Below are 14,197 nucleotides of genomic sequence, written 5' to 3' on the forward strand. Positions count from 1 at the left end.
AGTATTCCGTGGAAAATATCTCTTATTCACAACTACAAGCGACAGGACTTCATAAGTCGTTCGGTCGAGTGCAAGTGTTGAATGGAATTGATTTCGCTATGGACACCAACGATGCCATTGGCATCGTTGGGCCTAATGGGGCAGGAAAGTCTACCTTGTTGAGTGTTTTGTCGGGAGCCCAGGCCCCAAGTAAAGGCGAGATTATTCTTAATAATCAAAACATTACCCATTCTCCAGCTCGTCAACGGGCGAAGCAGGGATTGGTTAGAACACATCAAATTCCCAAGCCCTTTTCGGGCATTACTGTGTTTGAAAATGTTTTTGTCGCGGCGATTCATGCGGCGACAAAAAATCGTGAAGAGGCTTACGACATAGCGTTAGAGTCAATCAAGTTATGCGGTATGTTGCACCTTGCTAATCGGGATGCAGACAGCATAGGTCTGTTAGATCGTAAGCGGTTGGAATTAGCTCGTGCTTTGGCCACGCAACCTAAGCTTTTGTTTTTGGATGAAATTGGTGGCGGTCTCACTGAGGCCGAAGCCCTCGCATTAGTGGATACCATTTTGATCTTAAAAGAGCGCGGTATTGGCATAGTGTGGATTGAACACATTGTGCATATTTTGCTGCGCGTCGTTAAACGTCTCATTTGCATGGATAACGGCCAGATCATTGCGCAAGGTGATCCTCAAGCTGTGATGTCTGATCAAGCCGTAATAAAAGCTTACATGGGGGGGAGCATTGATGTTGTCGGTTAAAGACTTAGATGTACGTTATGGGCAATTTAGAGCAGTGCGCGGGGTATCCTTAGATGTTAAGCAGGGCGAAAAAATTGCGCTGATCGGTGCCAATGGTGCCGGTAAATCTACTATGTTACGAGCCATTGCTGGCGCTTTACCGATTCACTCCGGAACCTTGTCTTTTAAAGATCAGCCCATTACGCACTTGCCTTCTTGTGATCGAGTCAAACAAGGATTATCACTGGTGCCGGAAGGGCGTCGTTTGTTTGCTGAGATGACCATAGAAGAGAATTTATTATTAGGAAAGTCCACCAATAGAACAGGGGACTGGGATCTCGAACGTATATTTGCAACCTTTCCTAATTTAGTCAAACGGCGTCATGCCAAAGCGGGCAGTTTATCGGGAGGCGAGCAACAAGCTACCGCCATTGGTCGTTCTTTGATGTCCAACCCAGAACTGCTGATTTTAGATGAGGTGAGTCTAGGTTTATCTCCCTTAGTGGTTGATCAAGTGTATGCCTCAATAGAAAAACTGCGTGGTAGCGGCACCACGATTATCCTAGTAGAGCAAGCATTAGATAGGGCAATAAGCTTTGCTGAACGAGCTGTTTGTATGCTGGAAGGTCGAATTGTGTTGGATAAACTCACGGAAGAAACCAATCGCAATGAAATTACTCAGGCCTATTTTGGTTTGCAAAATAATGCGACGCAGGAGGCCTCATGATTCATAGTCTGGTACAAGCGATTTTGTTAGGTGGCTATTATGCGCTGATTGCCTGTGGTCTGGCCTTTATGTTTCAAGTCATGCGCATCATTAATTTAGCGCACGGCTCACTGGCCATTTTAAGTGCTTATCTGGTGTGGATAATTACCGATGCCCAAGCCTTATCCCCTTTTATTTCTCTATTAATAGTATTGCCCATCATGGCGATGATTGGTTGGTTATTACAGCGCGCTATTTTAGAGCGTGCTACTAAGGGGGGAGAACTATTGCCGGTGTTGAGTACCTTTGGTCTCTCGATTGTTATTGATAACTTATTATTCCAACACTTTGGCGCCAACACTCGTACCCTAGCATCTTATGTCGGCGACTTAAGTTGGGAATCCTATCAATTGTTTGACCTATGGATTGGCAAGCTGCCCGTGATCATTTTTGTTACTGCGATTATCGTGATTGGCGGATTGGATTTTGTGTTGCGTTTTACTTCTCTTGGGCGACAAATTCGAGCGACGGCGTTTGATTCTGATACCGCGGGACTGGTCGGTATTGATGCTCGTAAAACGGCAGCGATTGCCGCAGCGATTGCCATGATGACAGTGGCTATTTCGGGGAGTGCGTTAGGGTTAAGAGGGACTTTTGATGCCTATGCTGGTGCGCCACAGCTCTTATTTGCGTTTGAAGCAACCATTATCGGCGGTGTGAGGTCTCTATGGGGAGTATTTCTTGGCGGCATTGTATTGGCGATAGCGCAAAGTATTGGTGCTTTGATCCATCCTCAAGGCTTTCTCTTAGGCGGTCATTTTGTTTTCTTACTGTTTTTATTCGTCAGAATTTACCTCAATCGTGACTTTTTTAATTTAGGACATTGGCTCGGCAAAAAGAGTAAGGGTGAATCGCAATGATTATTAAACGCTCAAATGCCTATTCAAAGGTGACTATTATCACTGTCATGCTGTTATTAATGGTACTAATCATTACTCCCTTTATGGCATCAGATAATGTCTTAGAACGACTTACTGTACTGTTTATTTACATCATAATGGCGGCCATGTGGAATACCTTAGCGGGTTTTGGGGGCTTGGTATCAATTGGCCAGCAATTATTTTTTGGCTTAGGGGCCTACGCCACTATCCGTTTAGCTCATCTGGGGATGCCTCCTTTTACTGCCGTATTCATGGCAGCGGTTCTGGTCGGTTTGCTTAGTTGGCCAATTTCTAAGTTTATGTTGCGCTTAAAAGCGGCTGAATTTGGTATTGGCATGTGGGTATTAGCTTCGGTTGGACATTTGTTGGTGAATCTTGATCCCTTAATACAAGGGGAAACGGGCACCTCATTGATTTCCCTGAATGTTTATCAAATAGAAACGCGTCGTGTGTTGATTTATCTTGCTGCGTTAATCTGCATGTCTGGGTTGTTAATTGGACTTTTTTATCTACTACGTTCAAAAGCTGGCATCGCGATGCAAGCTATTCGTGATAATGAGGAAGCGGCTGACTCGATTGGTGTCGATGCCCAAACCGTCAAAAAGTGGTTCTTTATTTTTGCCGCCTTTGGTACGGCATTGGCTGGAGCCTTATGGTTAGCACAAGCACTATCTTTCCAACCTAAAACCTATTTTTCCGTGCAATGGACCGCTTACATGATTTTCATGGTGCTTGTCGGTGGCATTGGACGTTTTGAAGGTGCGATTCTTGGCGCTTTATTGTTTTTTGCCGTAGAAACATGGTTTGCCGATACGGGCGTTTGGTATCTGGTGGGCTTGGGTGGGGTTGCTGTTCTCTGCTCTTTATTTTTTCCAAAAGGGCTGTGGGGAGCGATTGAGTCACGTTGGGGGCTACGTCTTGTTTCAGTAGGCTACCAAGTAACAGAGGAAACATTAAACCAATTAAGCCCTAAAAATAAAATAACAAGTAGGAGTGAGTGATGATGTTATTCGGTAAAACCATTGTCATAACAGGCGTCTCCAGTGGTATTGGCCGACGCACCGCAGAGCTTGCTGCACAAATGGGAGCTGAGGTGATTGGCATTGATCTGGTGAAGCCAGAGCAAGTCATCGGGCGTTTTATAGAGGCTGATATCTCTTCGCAAGAGGGAGTAGATCAACTGATTCTGCAACTACCTGCTGACCTTGATGCCTTGTGTAATATCGCTGGTGTGTCTGGTCAATCAGGTGCAGCTAAGACACTGGCGATTAATTTTTTTGGCCTGAAGGCATTGTCAGAAGGTCTGATTTCGAAACTTCGAACGGGTGGTTGCATAGTCAATGTCGCGTCGATAGCAGGTTTTGGCTGGAGAGAAAGCAGTCAAGGTGCCAGTGCTATTGCTAAGTTGTCCGGTTTCCCTGATGCCCATCAGGTGGTGAAAGATTTCAATATTCCAAATGAAGCTGGCTACCCAATTTCAAAAGAGGTTCTTTTAGTGTGGACCATGTTGGCTTGCCAACAGGAATCTTTTAGATCTCGTCACATTCGTGTCAATGCGGTATCTCCTGGTCCAGTAGAAACCCCCATATTGACTCAATTTCGTCAAGTACTAGGTGATGAGAGAGTGAATTCCGATGTTGAGCGTGTAGGGCGTGCTGGTAAGGTTGGGGACATTGCCCCGGCCATTCTCTTTCTATGCTCTGATGCTGCGCGCTGGATTAATGGCAATAATCTTGCCACTGACGGCGGCTTAGAAGCCTCGTTAACTATTGAACAATTTAACCTATAACCTTTAATACCTAGAAAGGAGTCACGTAATGACAACCGTTTTATTAAGCATTGGTGGTAAAGACAGTTTGGCAAGCAATGCAAAGACTTATACCCGTTTGGATCCAGTTACCAGAGAGGTGGCGTCTGTCTGTGCGGCTGCTTCATTAGAAGATGTGGCGAGTGTTGCCAAAGCGGCAGATGAAGCTTTTACCAACTGGTCAACAGTTGCTCCTGCTGAGCGTCGAGCTTTGTTAAATAAAGCCGCAGATATTTTGCAATCAAGAACAGATGATTTTATCAGTGCAATGCTCACTGAAACTGGAGCAACCGGCCCTTGGGCAGGCTTTAATGTCAAACTTGCGGCAGACCATATTCGTGAAGCAGCAGCATTAACGACACAAGTAGGGGGCGAGGTGATTCCAGCCAATAAACCGGGAACCCTAGCCATGTCAGTAAACAAACCCAAGGGTGTGTGTTTGGCTATAGCGCCTTGGAATGCACCCGTTATTCTGGGTGCCCGTGCGATTGCCACACCGCTGGCCTGTGGTAATACCGTTATTCTTAAAAGCTCGGAGTGTTGTCCACAGACCCACAGATTAATCATTGATTGCTTTATCGAAGCCGGTTTTCCTGCTGGGGTGGTTAATTTGCTATCAAATGATCCAAGTGATGCAGCAGAGATAGTGAAGGCATTGATTGAGGCACCAGAAGTGCGCCATGTGAACTTTACTGGATCCAGCTCAGTAGGGCGTGTAATTGGTCGCTTAGCGGGAGAAAACTTAAAACCTGCTTTGCTTGAATTAGGCGGTAAAGCGCCATTGGTTGTATTGTCCGATGCGGACATTGAGGGCGCAGTGAACGCTGCAATCTTTGGGGCTTTTATGAACCAAGGACAAATTTGTATGTCGACGGAACGACTTATTGTGGATGACAGCATCGCAGATGAGTTTGTTGCTTTGCTGGTGGAAAAAGCGTCGAAATTACCTTGGGGGAACCCTCGTGATCAGGTTGTTCTTGGTTCTCTGGTAAACCCTGAGTCGGCAGATAAAATGCGCCACTTGATAGACGATGCTCTAGCAAAAGGGGCTAAGTTAGTTTGTGGCGGAGAAAATGATGGTGCGATTTTCTCAGCGACTCTATTGGATGGTGTAAATGATCAAATGCGCATTTACAGTGAAGAAAGTTTTGGTCCAGTGAAGTCGATTATACGTGTCAATGGCGATGCAGAAGCCATTAAAGTAGCTAATGATAGTGAGTATGGCTTATCGGCGGCTCTGTTCTCGCAAAACATAAATCGAGCGCTGGCTTGTGCTAATGCGATAAAAAGCGGTATCTGTCACATTAATGGACCAACTTTGGCTGATGAACCACAAATGCCGTTTGGAGGCGTTGGTGATTCGGGCTATGGTTGTTTTGGTGGCAAAGCAGGGATTGCCGAATTCACGGATCTTCGTTGGATTACTATTGAAGATCCAGCACAGCATTATCCTTTCTAAGGATTAATTTGGTGGTCAAGTGAAACAGTTTTATTGAACACTTCACTTTGACCACCTTACTCTTCATGTGTATTTGGGTCTCTAAATAAGAGTTCTACCAAATCTAGTCTCGCTGCCAAGAAAAACCGCTGGTTAGCAAAAAAAGACGGTCAGATTAACAGCGCCAGAAGAAGCAATTGGGCTTTGTCTGGATAGTCACAAATTATGTGACTTTTGCTTCCTTGTTGATGTGTCTAAAAATGAGCGAAAGCTCTGACAAAGTGGGGTTGGAAAACCTTATCTCCCGTTATGGAGAAAGAGGAATGTGACTTAATTGCCGTGGGGCTGTTAAGAAATTGCTGTTTTTCGTTAGAATGGCAATGACCTCATAAACAGGAGACGGCGATGAGCGGTAAGATAAGAAATGTGGAAAAAACCTTGTTATCCGATAACTGGTATACCCTAAATAAATATTCTTATGACTACCAGAACCCAAAAGGAGAATGGGAGCGCCATGAAAGAGAAGCTTATGATAGAGGCAATGGCTCAACCATCTTGCTGTATCATCCTCAAAAACGCACGGTTATTTTAACCCGTCAATTTCGTTTACCCAGCTATGTGAATGGCAATTCTGATGGCATGTTGATCGAAACCTGTGCTGGTTTGCTGGACGAAGATAACCCAGAAGAATGCATTCGCAAAGAAGCGGAAGAAGAAACAGGATTTCGCCTTGAGAAGGTGAAAAAAGTCTATGAAGCTTATATGTCACCGGGTTCGGTGACCGAGGTACTGCATTTTTTTGTTGCTGAATACCATGATGCCATGAAAGTGTCGGCAGGTGGTGGCCTAGACGAAGAGCAAGAACACATTGAAGTATTGGAACTTGAATTGACCAAAGCACTTGAAATGGTAGCGGCAGGGGAAATCAAAGACGGAAAAACCATTATGTTACTGCAATATGCACAATTACAGGGGCTTTGTTAAGTCATTTTAAGTGCATAGTAATTTAAGTGCATAGTAATCTTTGTTATTTTTGCACTATGGTTTCAAGGTTTGGGTGTTCTAATTATAAAAGCGTCATTTTTATGATGCTTTAATCAAGATGTTCTTGTCATGCAGAAACTTATTGAAGTCACAAAAAGTGTGTTAGAGGAAAGGGCAGATTTGCCTTTTTCTGTTTATTCCTCATCAGCAGAACAATTTATGCTGAATGTTCCTGTGGCTAAGCCGCTGTTAATTTTTGTCCTATCTGGCAATAAAACACTGGGGGTAAAGAATGAAATAGATTGCCCTTCAGGAAGTTTTGTTTTTCTTTCCAATACACCCAATATTGCGATGAGAAATGTACCTAATGATGTGGAGTACTTCGCTATATTAATTGAGTTTTCCTATGCGGATTTTGAAGGAATCAGACAAAACAGAGATAGCTCAGAAGCGTATTTTAAAGGGCCAATTGAGCCTCGGCTGAGGCAAACATTACAGCAGTTTATTGAGTGGTCAGCTTTTGCTCCCAAGGAATTATGGCATCTTAGACGTCAAGAAATACTGCATGTTTTGCTTTCACTGGATTTTGATCAGGTACGATCCATTGTGGAGCCACCGACCTTAAGTCATAAGGTGCACACTATTATCAGTGATGATCTGTCAAACGATTTGAGTGCTGAGACTCTCTCTTCCATGTTGGCGATGAGTGAGTCTACCCTAAGACGCAAATTGCTGGCCGAAGGGGCGAGCTTGCAACAGATTAAGGACAGAGCAAGGCTAGGCTATGGCTTGCACTTGGTACAGACCAGTTTTGAGCCCATTGGATTGATCGCGGAAAAGTGCGGCTATGCATCCCAATCACGTTTTACCGACAAATTTAAACAACTTTTTGATATTACTCCGACCGCATTAAGAAAGACCAGATTGACGGTTTTGGGCGAATAAATGGACTAATAAGGACTAAAGTTAAAGGGCAAGTAAGACTAGGATAATGTCTTTAAATCAGCTTAAAGGAAATACAGATGAATATGAAAGCCGTTAAATTGCGTTGTTATTTTTGGTCCATCATGCTTATGTCAGGTTCGGTATTGGCGGAGTCATTTACCCTAAACAGTGCCGACATAGAACATGGCTCCTTTATGGGAAAAGCTCAAGAATTTGAAGGTTTTGGGTGCAGTGGAGGCAATCAGTCGCCACAGCTCTCATGGAGTGGTGCACCAGAAGGCACCAAAGCATTTGCGATCACTGTTTATGACCCTGATGCGCCAACGGGAAGTGGTTGGTGGCATTGGCAGGTGGTAAATATTCCGAGCAATGTTGCTAGCTTGCCATCTGGAGCAGGCAATGCCAATAACCGTTTCATACCTAAAGGCAGCAGACAAATCAGTAATGATTACGGTGTGACTGGTTTTGGTGGCGCTTGTCCTCCACCAGGTGATGGTGCACACCGTTACCAATTTACCGTCCATGCACTATCACAGACATTGGATTTGCCTGAGGATCCTTCAGGTGCATTGACGGGGTACATGATTAATGCCTATTCATTAGACTCAGCGACACTGGAAGCCCTTTATAAGCGTTAAGCTGATCTTGGTAAGGTATGAATGGGGTTTTTGAACCCTGTTCATATCTTTTCTGGATAGTATAGGTCTGGATAGCACACTTTTGGATTGTACATTTTTGGATTGTACATTTTTGGATTGTACATTTTTGGATAGTACACTTTGTTTTTTTTATGATAGCCTCAGTAGAAGGATTCTTTGCCTATAATTGATAAGTGAATTGCAAGGAGGGGTTATGCAAGTAGAACAATATGAACAAGCTGACATCCAGTTGCTTATTGAAGAATTGAACGCAGGCAGTGATGGCTGGTCTCTAGAGGAGGGAAAACTCACTAAGCAGTTCGTGTTCAGCGATTTTGCCTCAGCCTTTGGTTTTATGTCTATGGCAGCCCTGTATGCGGAAAAAATAAATCATCACCCAGAATGGTTTAATGTTTACAACAGGGTCAAAGTCCAACTCATGACCCATGATGTTTCTGGTATCTCCCTCAAAGATGAAGACATGGCAAAGCAAATGGATGCTTATGCCAAGGCGTTTATTAAATAATAGTCACGCTACATATCACGCATCACATCTTGATTGTTACAGGGTTACTTTGGCCTAAAAAAATCCCTCAATGAAGGTCATAAAAGAAACTGACCATCCATTTCTCCCAATTCGGTTAGCTCATCAGGGTTATTATGAATTACGCACAGTGCTAAAAGATCTGACTAAGTGAGACTTTTGCTTGGCAAGAGAATAGGCGTGATGTGAGCGGTTGAGAGTGTTTAAAATGGGGGAAGATGGAACAAAAAACGAAGGGTAATCTGTTAGACTTAGGCGTTTTTCGTATTTAGACCCTATGCAGGACATTGCGGTGAAAATTATACCTATTCTTTTATCTGGCGGTGTTGGTCGCCGTCTCTGGCCTCTTTCCCGTGAAGCATTACCTAAACAATGTTTGCCCTTGGTTGATCAAGAACTCAGTCTCTTTCAACAGACCTTGCTTCGTACCAAGGCACTTGAGGTAGCCGACCCCATTGTGGTGTGCAATGAAGATCATAGATTTTTGATCGCTCAGCAATTACAAGCCATAGGGGTAAAAAAATCGACTATCTTGCTAGAGCCTGAAGGTCGCAATACGGCACCTGCTATTGCATTAGCGGCTTTGGAAGTGCAACAGAAATACCCTGCGGATGCGCTGATGCTGGTTCTGCCGGTCGATCATTTAATGACAGATACAGCGGCTTTTGCTGCCAGTGTATATAAAGCCACAGAGTTTGCTAATCAAGGAGCCCTAGTGACTTTTGGCGTGTCGCCAACTCGTGCGGAAACGGGGTATGGTTACATTCGCTCAGCCGCGGATCATCAAGTCATAGACTTTGTTGAAAAGCCCAATTTAGCCAGCGCTGAAGCGTTTCTTGCTGCTGGGAATTATCTGTGGAACAGTGGTATGTTTTTATTCCAAGCAAACGCCTATCTCGGAGAATTATCCACTTATCAACCCGCCATTGCAGATGCCGTTTTAGCTGCCTATGAAGAACGCAATGAAGATAGGGATTTTGTCCGAATTGATGCTCAATGCTTTGCGCAGTGTCCTGAAGCATCGATTGACTGTGCTGTGATGGAGTTAACTAATAAAGCCAAAGTGGTTCCTTATAAGGGTGATTGGAGTGATATTGGTGCTTGGGACGCAGTGTATGAGTATTCAGTCAAGGACGCCCATCAAAATGTCTTATGTGGTGAGGTATTAGTGAAGGCGACCCGCAACAGCTTGATTCGCTCGGAATCTCGATTAGTTGCTGTGGTTGGCGTGGATAATTTGGTCGTTGTAGAAACGGCTGACGCTGTACTGGTAATGGATAAGAATCAAGCGCAAGAGGTTAAAAATTTGCTGACCGATTGGCAAGATGATAGCTTGTGACTTATTAACAGGTCTTAATCTGGTTGCTAGGGTTATTTGGAGAGAAGTATTGTGATTCGAGAAATGACAAAGTCTGATTTTGACGCCTTTTGGCCCACTTTTGCTGAGATAGTGGCAGCGCAAGAAACCTACGCGTTTGATCCTAATATGACTCAGCAAGAGGCCTATGCACTTTGGTGCGAGTCACCAATGGCAACCTATGTACTGGTTGAAAATGATGTGATTCTGGGCAGTTTTTATATCAAACCTAATGCTATGGGGCCGAGTCGTCACATTAGTAACTGCGGCTATATGGTGTCCGCCCATGCAAGAGGAAAAGGCGTGGCGCGTCGTATGTGTGAACACTCTCAGCAAGTCGCGAGGACGTTGGGTTTTGAGGCAATGCAGTTTAATAGTGTGGTCTCTACCAATGAAGTCGCTGTTCGGCTTTGGGAAAAGCTGGGTTTTACTATTATTGGCACCATTCCCAAAGCATACCAACATAAGCAATTGGGCTATGTTGATAGTTATATTATGTTTAAATGGCTCCTTGATTAAATGGCTCCTGTCTTAATTGACTAGTCGTATTCTTGCACTCTCATAATGTTGAGCTAAATTATTACAAAAAGAAAAGTTCATAATTTAGCGAATATTAAGGGTGGTTATGAGTCTAGTTTGTTTGCTTTATGCTAGTACAATCAGTGAAAACTTTTCCCCAGATGACATAAAACAAATTTTGTCATCCGCCGAACGCAATAATGGTAAGCAGCATGTGACAGGGATGCTGACCTTTGATCGGCGATATTTTCTTCAGTGCCTTGAAGGGGGCCGAGAAAATGTCAATCAGGTCTATCACCGTATCGCTCGTGATCCTCGCCATCAGCGGCTTGAAATTCTGGATTATCAATGTGTGCCCCATCGAGCCTTTGCTAATTGGAACATGGGGTATTTGCAAAATACACAAACCTTAATTGAACTCTTTTATAAATACAGTCCCAGTAACCAGTTTGATCCTTATCAAATGTCTCCAGAGGGGGCCTTTATGCTCTTGCTTGATATCAAACAGGAGATACAGCAAGCGCTGCAATCAGAATCGTGAGTTGAAGGTATTTGTTGACCAAGAGAGTAGCAAGATGGGCTTGTCTTCTTGGTTTAGCAAGATCCTGAGTCTGCTCAAAAATAGGGTTCGTGCTATTGTCTAACTGAGTGTCTAATTAAGGGTGTGACGTCACTGCTTTGGGGTCAAAACCGATTAAGGCTATCATGCCATAACGAATTAAAGTGATATGTCAATTTCTCAGAGGAAGTACATTGATCCTCATTCTACTCTGCTATCTATCACCCTCATTGGATGTTGCAAAAATGATTACTCACTCTGCCTAAGGTTAAATAGCTTTATATCTGTGTGTGGTCTTTTGGGTCCAGATTTGTGTTTTTTGGTGTGATATATTTTGTTGCCTATAATTCACTTTAAAAAAGATTCTGTACCATTATTTTTAACATTTTCTTTATGTAAGATGAATGAGTGAAGGATATTCGAATTCATTATAAAAACCTGTTTATGTTAGTATGCTTTTGTCAAAGGGGAGTTTTGTGAAGCAAAATATTGTGCACATTTCACTGGTTGTGAAAGACTATGATGAAGCCATTGATTTTTATGTGAACAAACTCAAGTTTGAATTAATTGAAGATACGTATCAGCCTGAACAGGACAAACGTTGGGTGGTTGTGGCGCCACCGAATTCTCATGGTGTGACACTCTTATTGGCTCGAGCATCAAAGCCAGAGCAATTTGATTTCATTGGCAATCAAGCGGGTGGGCGCGTCTTTCTGTTTTTAAATACCGATGATTTTTGGCGTGATTACGAACGTATGAAAGCCATTGGTATTCATTTTGTACGAGAGCCCCAGCAACAGGATTATGGCACAGTGGCTGTTTTCGCTGATTTATATGGCAACTTATGGGATCTTCTGCAGTTGAATCCAGATCATCCTATGGCGAATCGATAGCTTTGAGTTTCATTGCGAGTGCATTTTAAGAAATGGGATGAATAGGGAGTAGGAGGTGGAATGCAAATTCGACAAATGGCATATCAAGACAGGGCTGTTTGGGCGCAAATGCGTTCTGCCTTATGGCCAGAATACGATGAAGACCATTTACCTGAGTTGGACAAGTATTTTGATGGAAAAAGTAAGGATATCCTAGTTGCTTATATTGCCGAACAGGATGACAAGGCTTTAGGCTTTATTGAACTCAATATACGCTCCTTCGTGGAGGGCAGTCACCAAGATGCCGTGCCTTTCATTGAAGCCTGGTTTGTAACGTCAGAATATCGTGGTCGAGGCGTAGGCAAGGCGCTGATGTTAACAGCACAAGAATGGGCCTTGAGTTTGGGGTATTCTGAACTGGGCAGTGATACAAATGAATCCAATACATTAAGTATTCGTTTGCATCAAGAGTTTGGTTTTGAGGAGACGGCACGAGTCGTGTGTTTTCTGAAAAAGTTATCGGCGCAGGATACGTCAGATAAAATATCATAAACTGTTTATATATTTACAAGGAGGTTATGGTTAATGAGCTACTTTGTGTTTGTTTGTTTTTGCTTGGTGGCCACTTTTACACCGGGACCAGCGGTACTCTTAGTGGTTAAGAATTCGGCAAAATTTGGTTTTAAAAAGGCCTTGCTGGGCATTTCTGGAAATGTGGCGGCAGTAATGACATTGGCGATCTTATCCGTCATAGGTCTAAGCGCTGTGATATTGGCATCGGAGTCGGCTTTTGTCATTATGAAGTTGCTCGGTGGGGGTTATCTTATTTATCTTGGTCTGAATGCGTGGCGATCAAAAAACCATTTTGTGGTTATTTCGTCGGAAAAAAAACCTCTTGTTTCTTCCCGAACCTTGTTTATTGAAGCTTATGTCACAGGGATATCGAATCCAAAAGCCTTGGCATTTTATACAGCTGTTTTTCCCCAGTTTATTTCGCTCCAAGAAAGTGCTTTTGCCCAGTTTAGTCTCTTGGCGTTGACCTTTGCGATTTGTTCTTTTGTCGCGTTATCTGCATATGCTTGGTTTGCCTTGTTGGGCAGCAAACATTTAGCAAAAGAGGTTGTGGTGACCTGGTTTCATCGACTCACAGGTGGCTTATTCATTGGTTTTGGTAGTGCATTATTGTTGAGTAACAGAACATAAAAATAGCAAAGGAAATAGGTAAGTAGAGTGAAGGAGCAAGTGTTTGGCAACGGTAATTAGAAGGGCTGAGTTAACCGATACAAAGGCGGTAACGGATTGCGTTAAAGCGGCATTCGAGCACTATATTGAAAGAATAGGGAGACCGCCGGGCCCTATGATGGAAGATTATTATCGGGTCATTTATCAGCATAGAGTGTTTGTTATTTTAGTCGATGATGACTTGGTTGGCGTACTGGTGTTGAAAGAGCGTGAATCCAGTATGTTGTTGGATAATATTGCGATTCGACCAGATCAACAGGGCAAAGGTTATGGCATGCAATTGCTTAATTTAGCCGAAATAGAAGCCTTGAAAGCGGAGTTTCCTAGGCTGACCTTGTCGACTCATGTCAATATGCATGAAAGTATTCAACTGTATCAATCTCTTGGATATGTTGAGACAGAGCGTAAGAATAACGATGGCTACCAACGTGTTTTTATGAAGAAAGATTTGTTATCACTAAAGGCCACTTAACCAATAAGATGAATTATCGAAGTGAATAACATGATGACAGAAAAAACGGATGAAGAAATTTATCGTATTGGCAAACCTATGATTGACGAGGTGATTGCAGGCTCAAATAGCAAAGATTGGGCATTATTCTCGAAGTACCAAACGGACGAAGAGCGATACGACCCGAATAACAGAAAGAATGTTGAGGCACAATGGCAAGACAATGCATTCTTAACCAGCTTAAACCCGGAGTGGCCACTATTGACCATAATACGTCGTGGTGAAGTGGCAATGTTAGTGTGGAAGCAAACCAGTACCCTGATGGCAGGAGAGGTGCTGGCTTGCTATTCCATCCAACAATTCGGTGACGAGGTAAAAGAGGTAGGTTTTCGCATTCTCTAATTTGATTCTTGTCATGTTACTTTATCTGCTGACTCTGGTTGAGTATTATTCTCATCTC

The 14,197-nt window shown here is 43.4% G+C and carries 18 protein-coding genes; all 18 read left to right on the forward strand.

Features of this window, described 5'->3' with window-relative positions; translation table 11 throughout:
• Window positions 1-8: 8 nt before the first annotated feature.
• The 18 genes from ABXS85_RS17725 (at window position 9) to ABXS85_RS17810 (ending at window position 14,139) form a co-directional block, all read left to right on the forward strand.
• Window positions 9-755: an ABC transporter ATP-binding protein gene (locus ABXS85_RS17725; RefSeq protein WP_353667853.1), complete on the forward strand. Its 747-nt coding sequence runs from the start codon at window positions 9-11 to the stop codon at window positions 753-755.
• Complete coding sequence (locus ABXS85_RS17730; RefSeq protein WP_353667854.1) at window positions 742-1,461, forward strand: ABC transporter ATP-binding protein; 720 nt, start codon at window positions 742-744, stop codon at window positions 1,459-1,461. Before ABXS85_RS17725 ends, ABXS85_RS17730 begins: the two co-directional genes overlap by 14 nt.
• A complete protein-coding gene (locus ABXS85_RS17735) occupies window positions 1,458-2,360 on the forward strand; it encodes a branched-chain amino acid ABC transporter permease (protein WP_353667855.1) in 903 nt (300 codons plus the stop codon). The genes ABXS85_RS17730 and ABXS85_RS17735 overlap by 4 nt, the downstream gene beginning before the upstream one ends.
• On the forward strand, window positions 2,357-3,382 hold the full coding sequence (locus tag ABXS85_RS17740) for a branched-chain amino acid ABC transporter permease (RefSeq protein WP_353667856.1): 1,026 nt from the start codon (window positions 2,357-2,359) through the stop codon (window positions 3,380-3,382). Before ABXS85_RS17735 ends, ABXS85_RS17740 begins: the two co-directional genes overlap by 4 nt.
• Window positions 3,382-4,170 (forward strand): coniferyl-alcohol dehydrogenase, encoded by a 789-nt coding sequence (locus ABXS85_RS17745; RefSeq protein ID WP_353667857.1) that lies wholly within the window; start codon window positions 3,382-3,384, stop codon window positions 4,168-4,170. Before ABXS85_RS17740 ends, ABXS85_RS17745 begins: the two co-directional genes overlap by 1 nt.
• 28 nt (window positions 4,171-4,198) lie before the next feature.
• Entirely contained in the window at window positions 4,199-5,647 is a 1,449-nt protein-coding gene (locus ABXS85_RS17750; RefSeq protein WP_353667858.1) for an aldehyde dehydrogenase, read from the forward strand.
• 384 nt (window positions 5,648-6,031) lie between these two features.
• Entirely contained in the window at window positions 6,032-6,610 is a 579-nt protein-coding gene (gene nudK / locus ABXS85_RS17755) for a GDP-mannose pyrophosphatase NudK (RefSeq protein WP_353667859.1), read from the forward strand.
• Between the two features lie 129 nt (window positions 6,611-6,739).
• Window positions 6,740-7,555, forward strand: coding sequence for an AraC family transcriptional regulator (locus tag ABXS85_RS17760; protein ID WP_353667860.1), 816 nt, complete (start codon window positions 6,740-6,742; stop codon window positions 7,553-7,555).
• A gap of 77 nt (window positions 7,556-7,632) precedes the next feature.
• On the forward strand, window positions 7,633-8,193 hold the full coding sequence (locus ABXS85_RS17765) for a YbhB/YbcL family Raf kinase inhibitor-like protein (RefSeq protein WP_353667861.1): 561 nt from the start codon (window positions 7,633-7,635) through the stop codon (window positions 8,191-8,193).
• Window positions 8,194-8,407: 214 nt separating this feature from the next.
• Entirely contained in the window at window positions 8,408-8,719 is a 312-nt protein-coding gene (locus ABXS85_RS17770) for a 4a-hydroxytetrahydrobiopterin dehydratase (RefSeq protein WP_353667862.1), read from the forward strand.
• 310 nt (window positions 8,720-9,029) lie between these two features.
• Window positions 9,030-10,076, forward strand: a complete 1,047-nt coding sequence (locus tag ABXS85_RS17775; protein ID WP_353667863.1) for a mannose-1-phosphate guanylyltransferase/mannose-6-phosphate isomerase — start codon at window positions 9,030-9,032, stop codon at window positions 10,074-10,076.
• Window positions 10,077-10,127: 51 nt separating this feature from the next.
• Entirely contained in the window at window positions 10,128-10,613 is a 486-nt protein-coding gene (locus tag ABXS85_RS17780; RefSeq protein ID WP_353667864.1) for a GNAT family N-acetyltransferase, read from the forward strand.
• Between the two features lie 106 nt (window positions 10,614-10,719).
• On the forward strand, window positions 10,720-11,154 hold the full coding sequence (locus tag ABXS85_RS17785; RefSeq protein ID WP_353667865.1) for a BLUF domain-containing protein: 435 nt from the start codon (window positions 10,720-10,722) through the stop codon (window positions 11,152-11,154).
• Window positions 11,155-11,648: 494 nt separating this feature from the next.
• The gene (locus ABXS85_RS17790) at window positions 11,649-12,065 is read left to right on the forward strand and encodes a VOC family protein (protein WP_353667866.1); all 417 of its coding nucleotides are present in this window, start codon (window positions 11,649-11,651) and stop codon (window positions 12,063-12,065) included.
• A gap of 60 nt (window positions 12,066-12,125) precedes the next feature.
• On the forward strand, window positions 12,126-12,596 hold the full coding sequence (locus ABXS85_RS17795) for a GNAT family N-acetyltransferase (RefSeq protein ID WP_353667867.1): 471 nt from the start codon (window positions 12,126-12,128) through the stop codon (window positions 12,594-12,596).
• 33 nt (window positions 12,597-12,629) lie between these two features.
• The gene (locus ABXS85_RS17800; RefSeq protein WP_353667868.1) at window positions 12,630-13,247 is read left to right on the forward strand and encodes a LysE family translocator; all 618 of its coding nucleotides are present in this window, start codon (window positions 12,630-12,632) and stop codon (window positions 13,245-13,247) included.
• Window positions 13,248-13,290: 43 nt separating this feature from the next.
• Window positions 13,291-13,758, forward strand: a complete 468-nt coding sequence (locus ABXS85_RS17805) for a GNAT family N-acetyltransferase (protein ID WP_353667869.1) — start codon at window positions 13,291-13,293, stop codon at window positions 13,756-13,758.
• 30 nt (window positions 13,759-13,788) lie between these two features.
• A complete protein-coding gene (locus tag ABXS85_RS17810; protein WP_353667870.1) occupies window positions 13,789-14,139 on the forward strand; it encodes a hypothetical protein in 351 nt (116 codons plus the stop codon).
• Window positions 14,140-14,197 lie beyond the last annotated feature (58 nt).

It is taken from the genome of Marinomonas sp. THO17 (assembly GCF_040436405.1).
Classification (GTDB): domain Bacteria; phylum Pseudomonadota; class Gammaproteobacteria; order Pseudomonadales; family Marinomonadaceae; genus Marinomonas.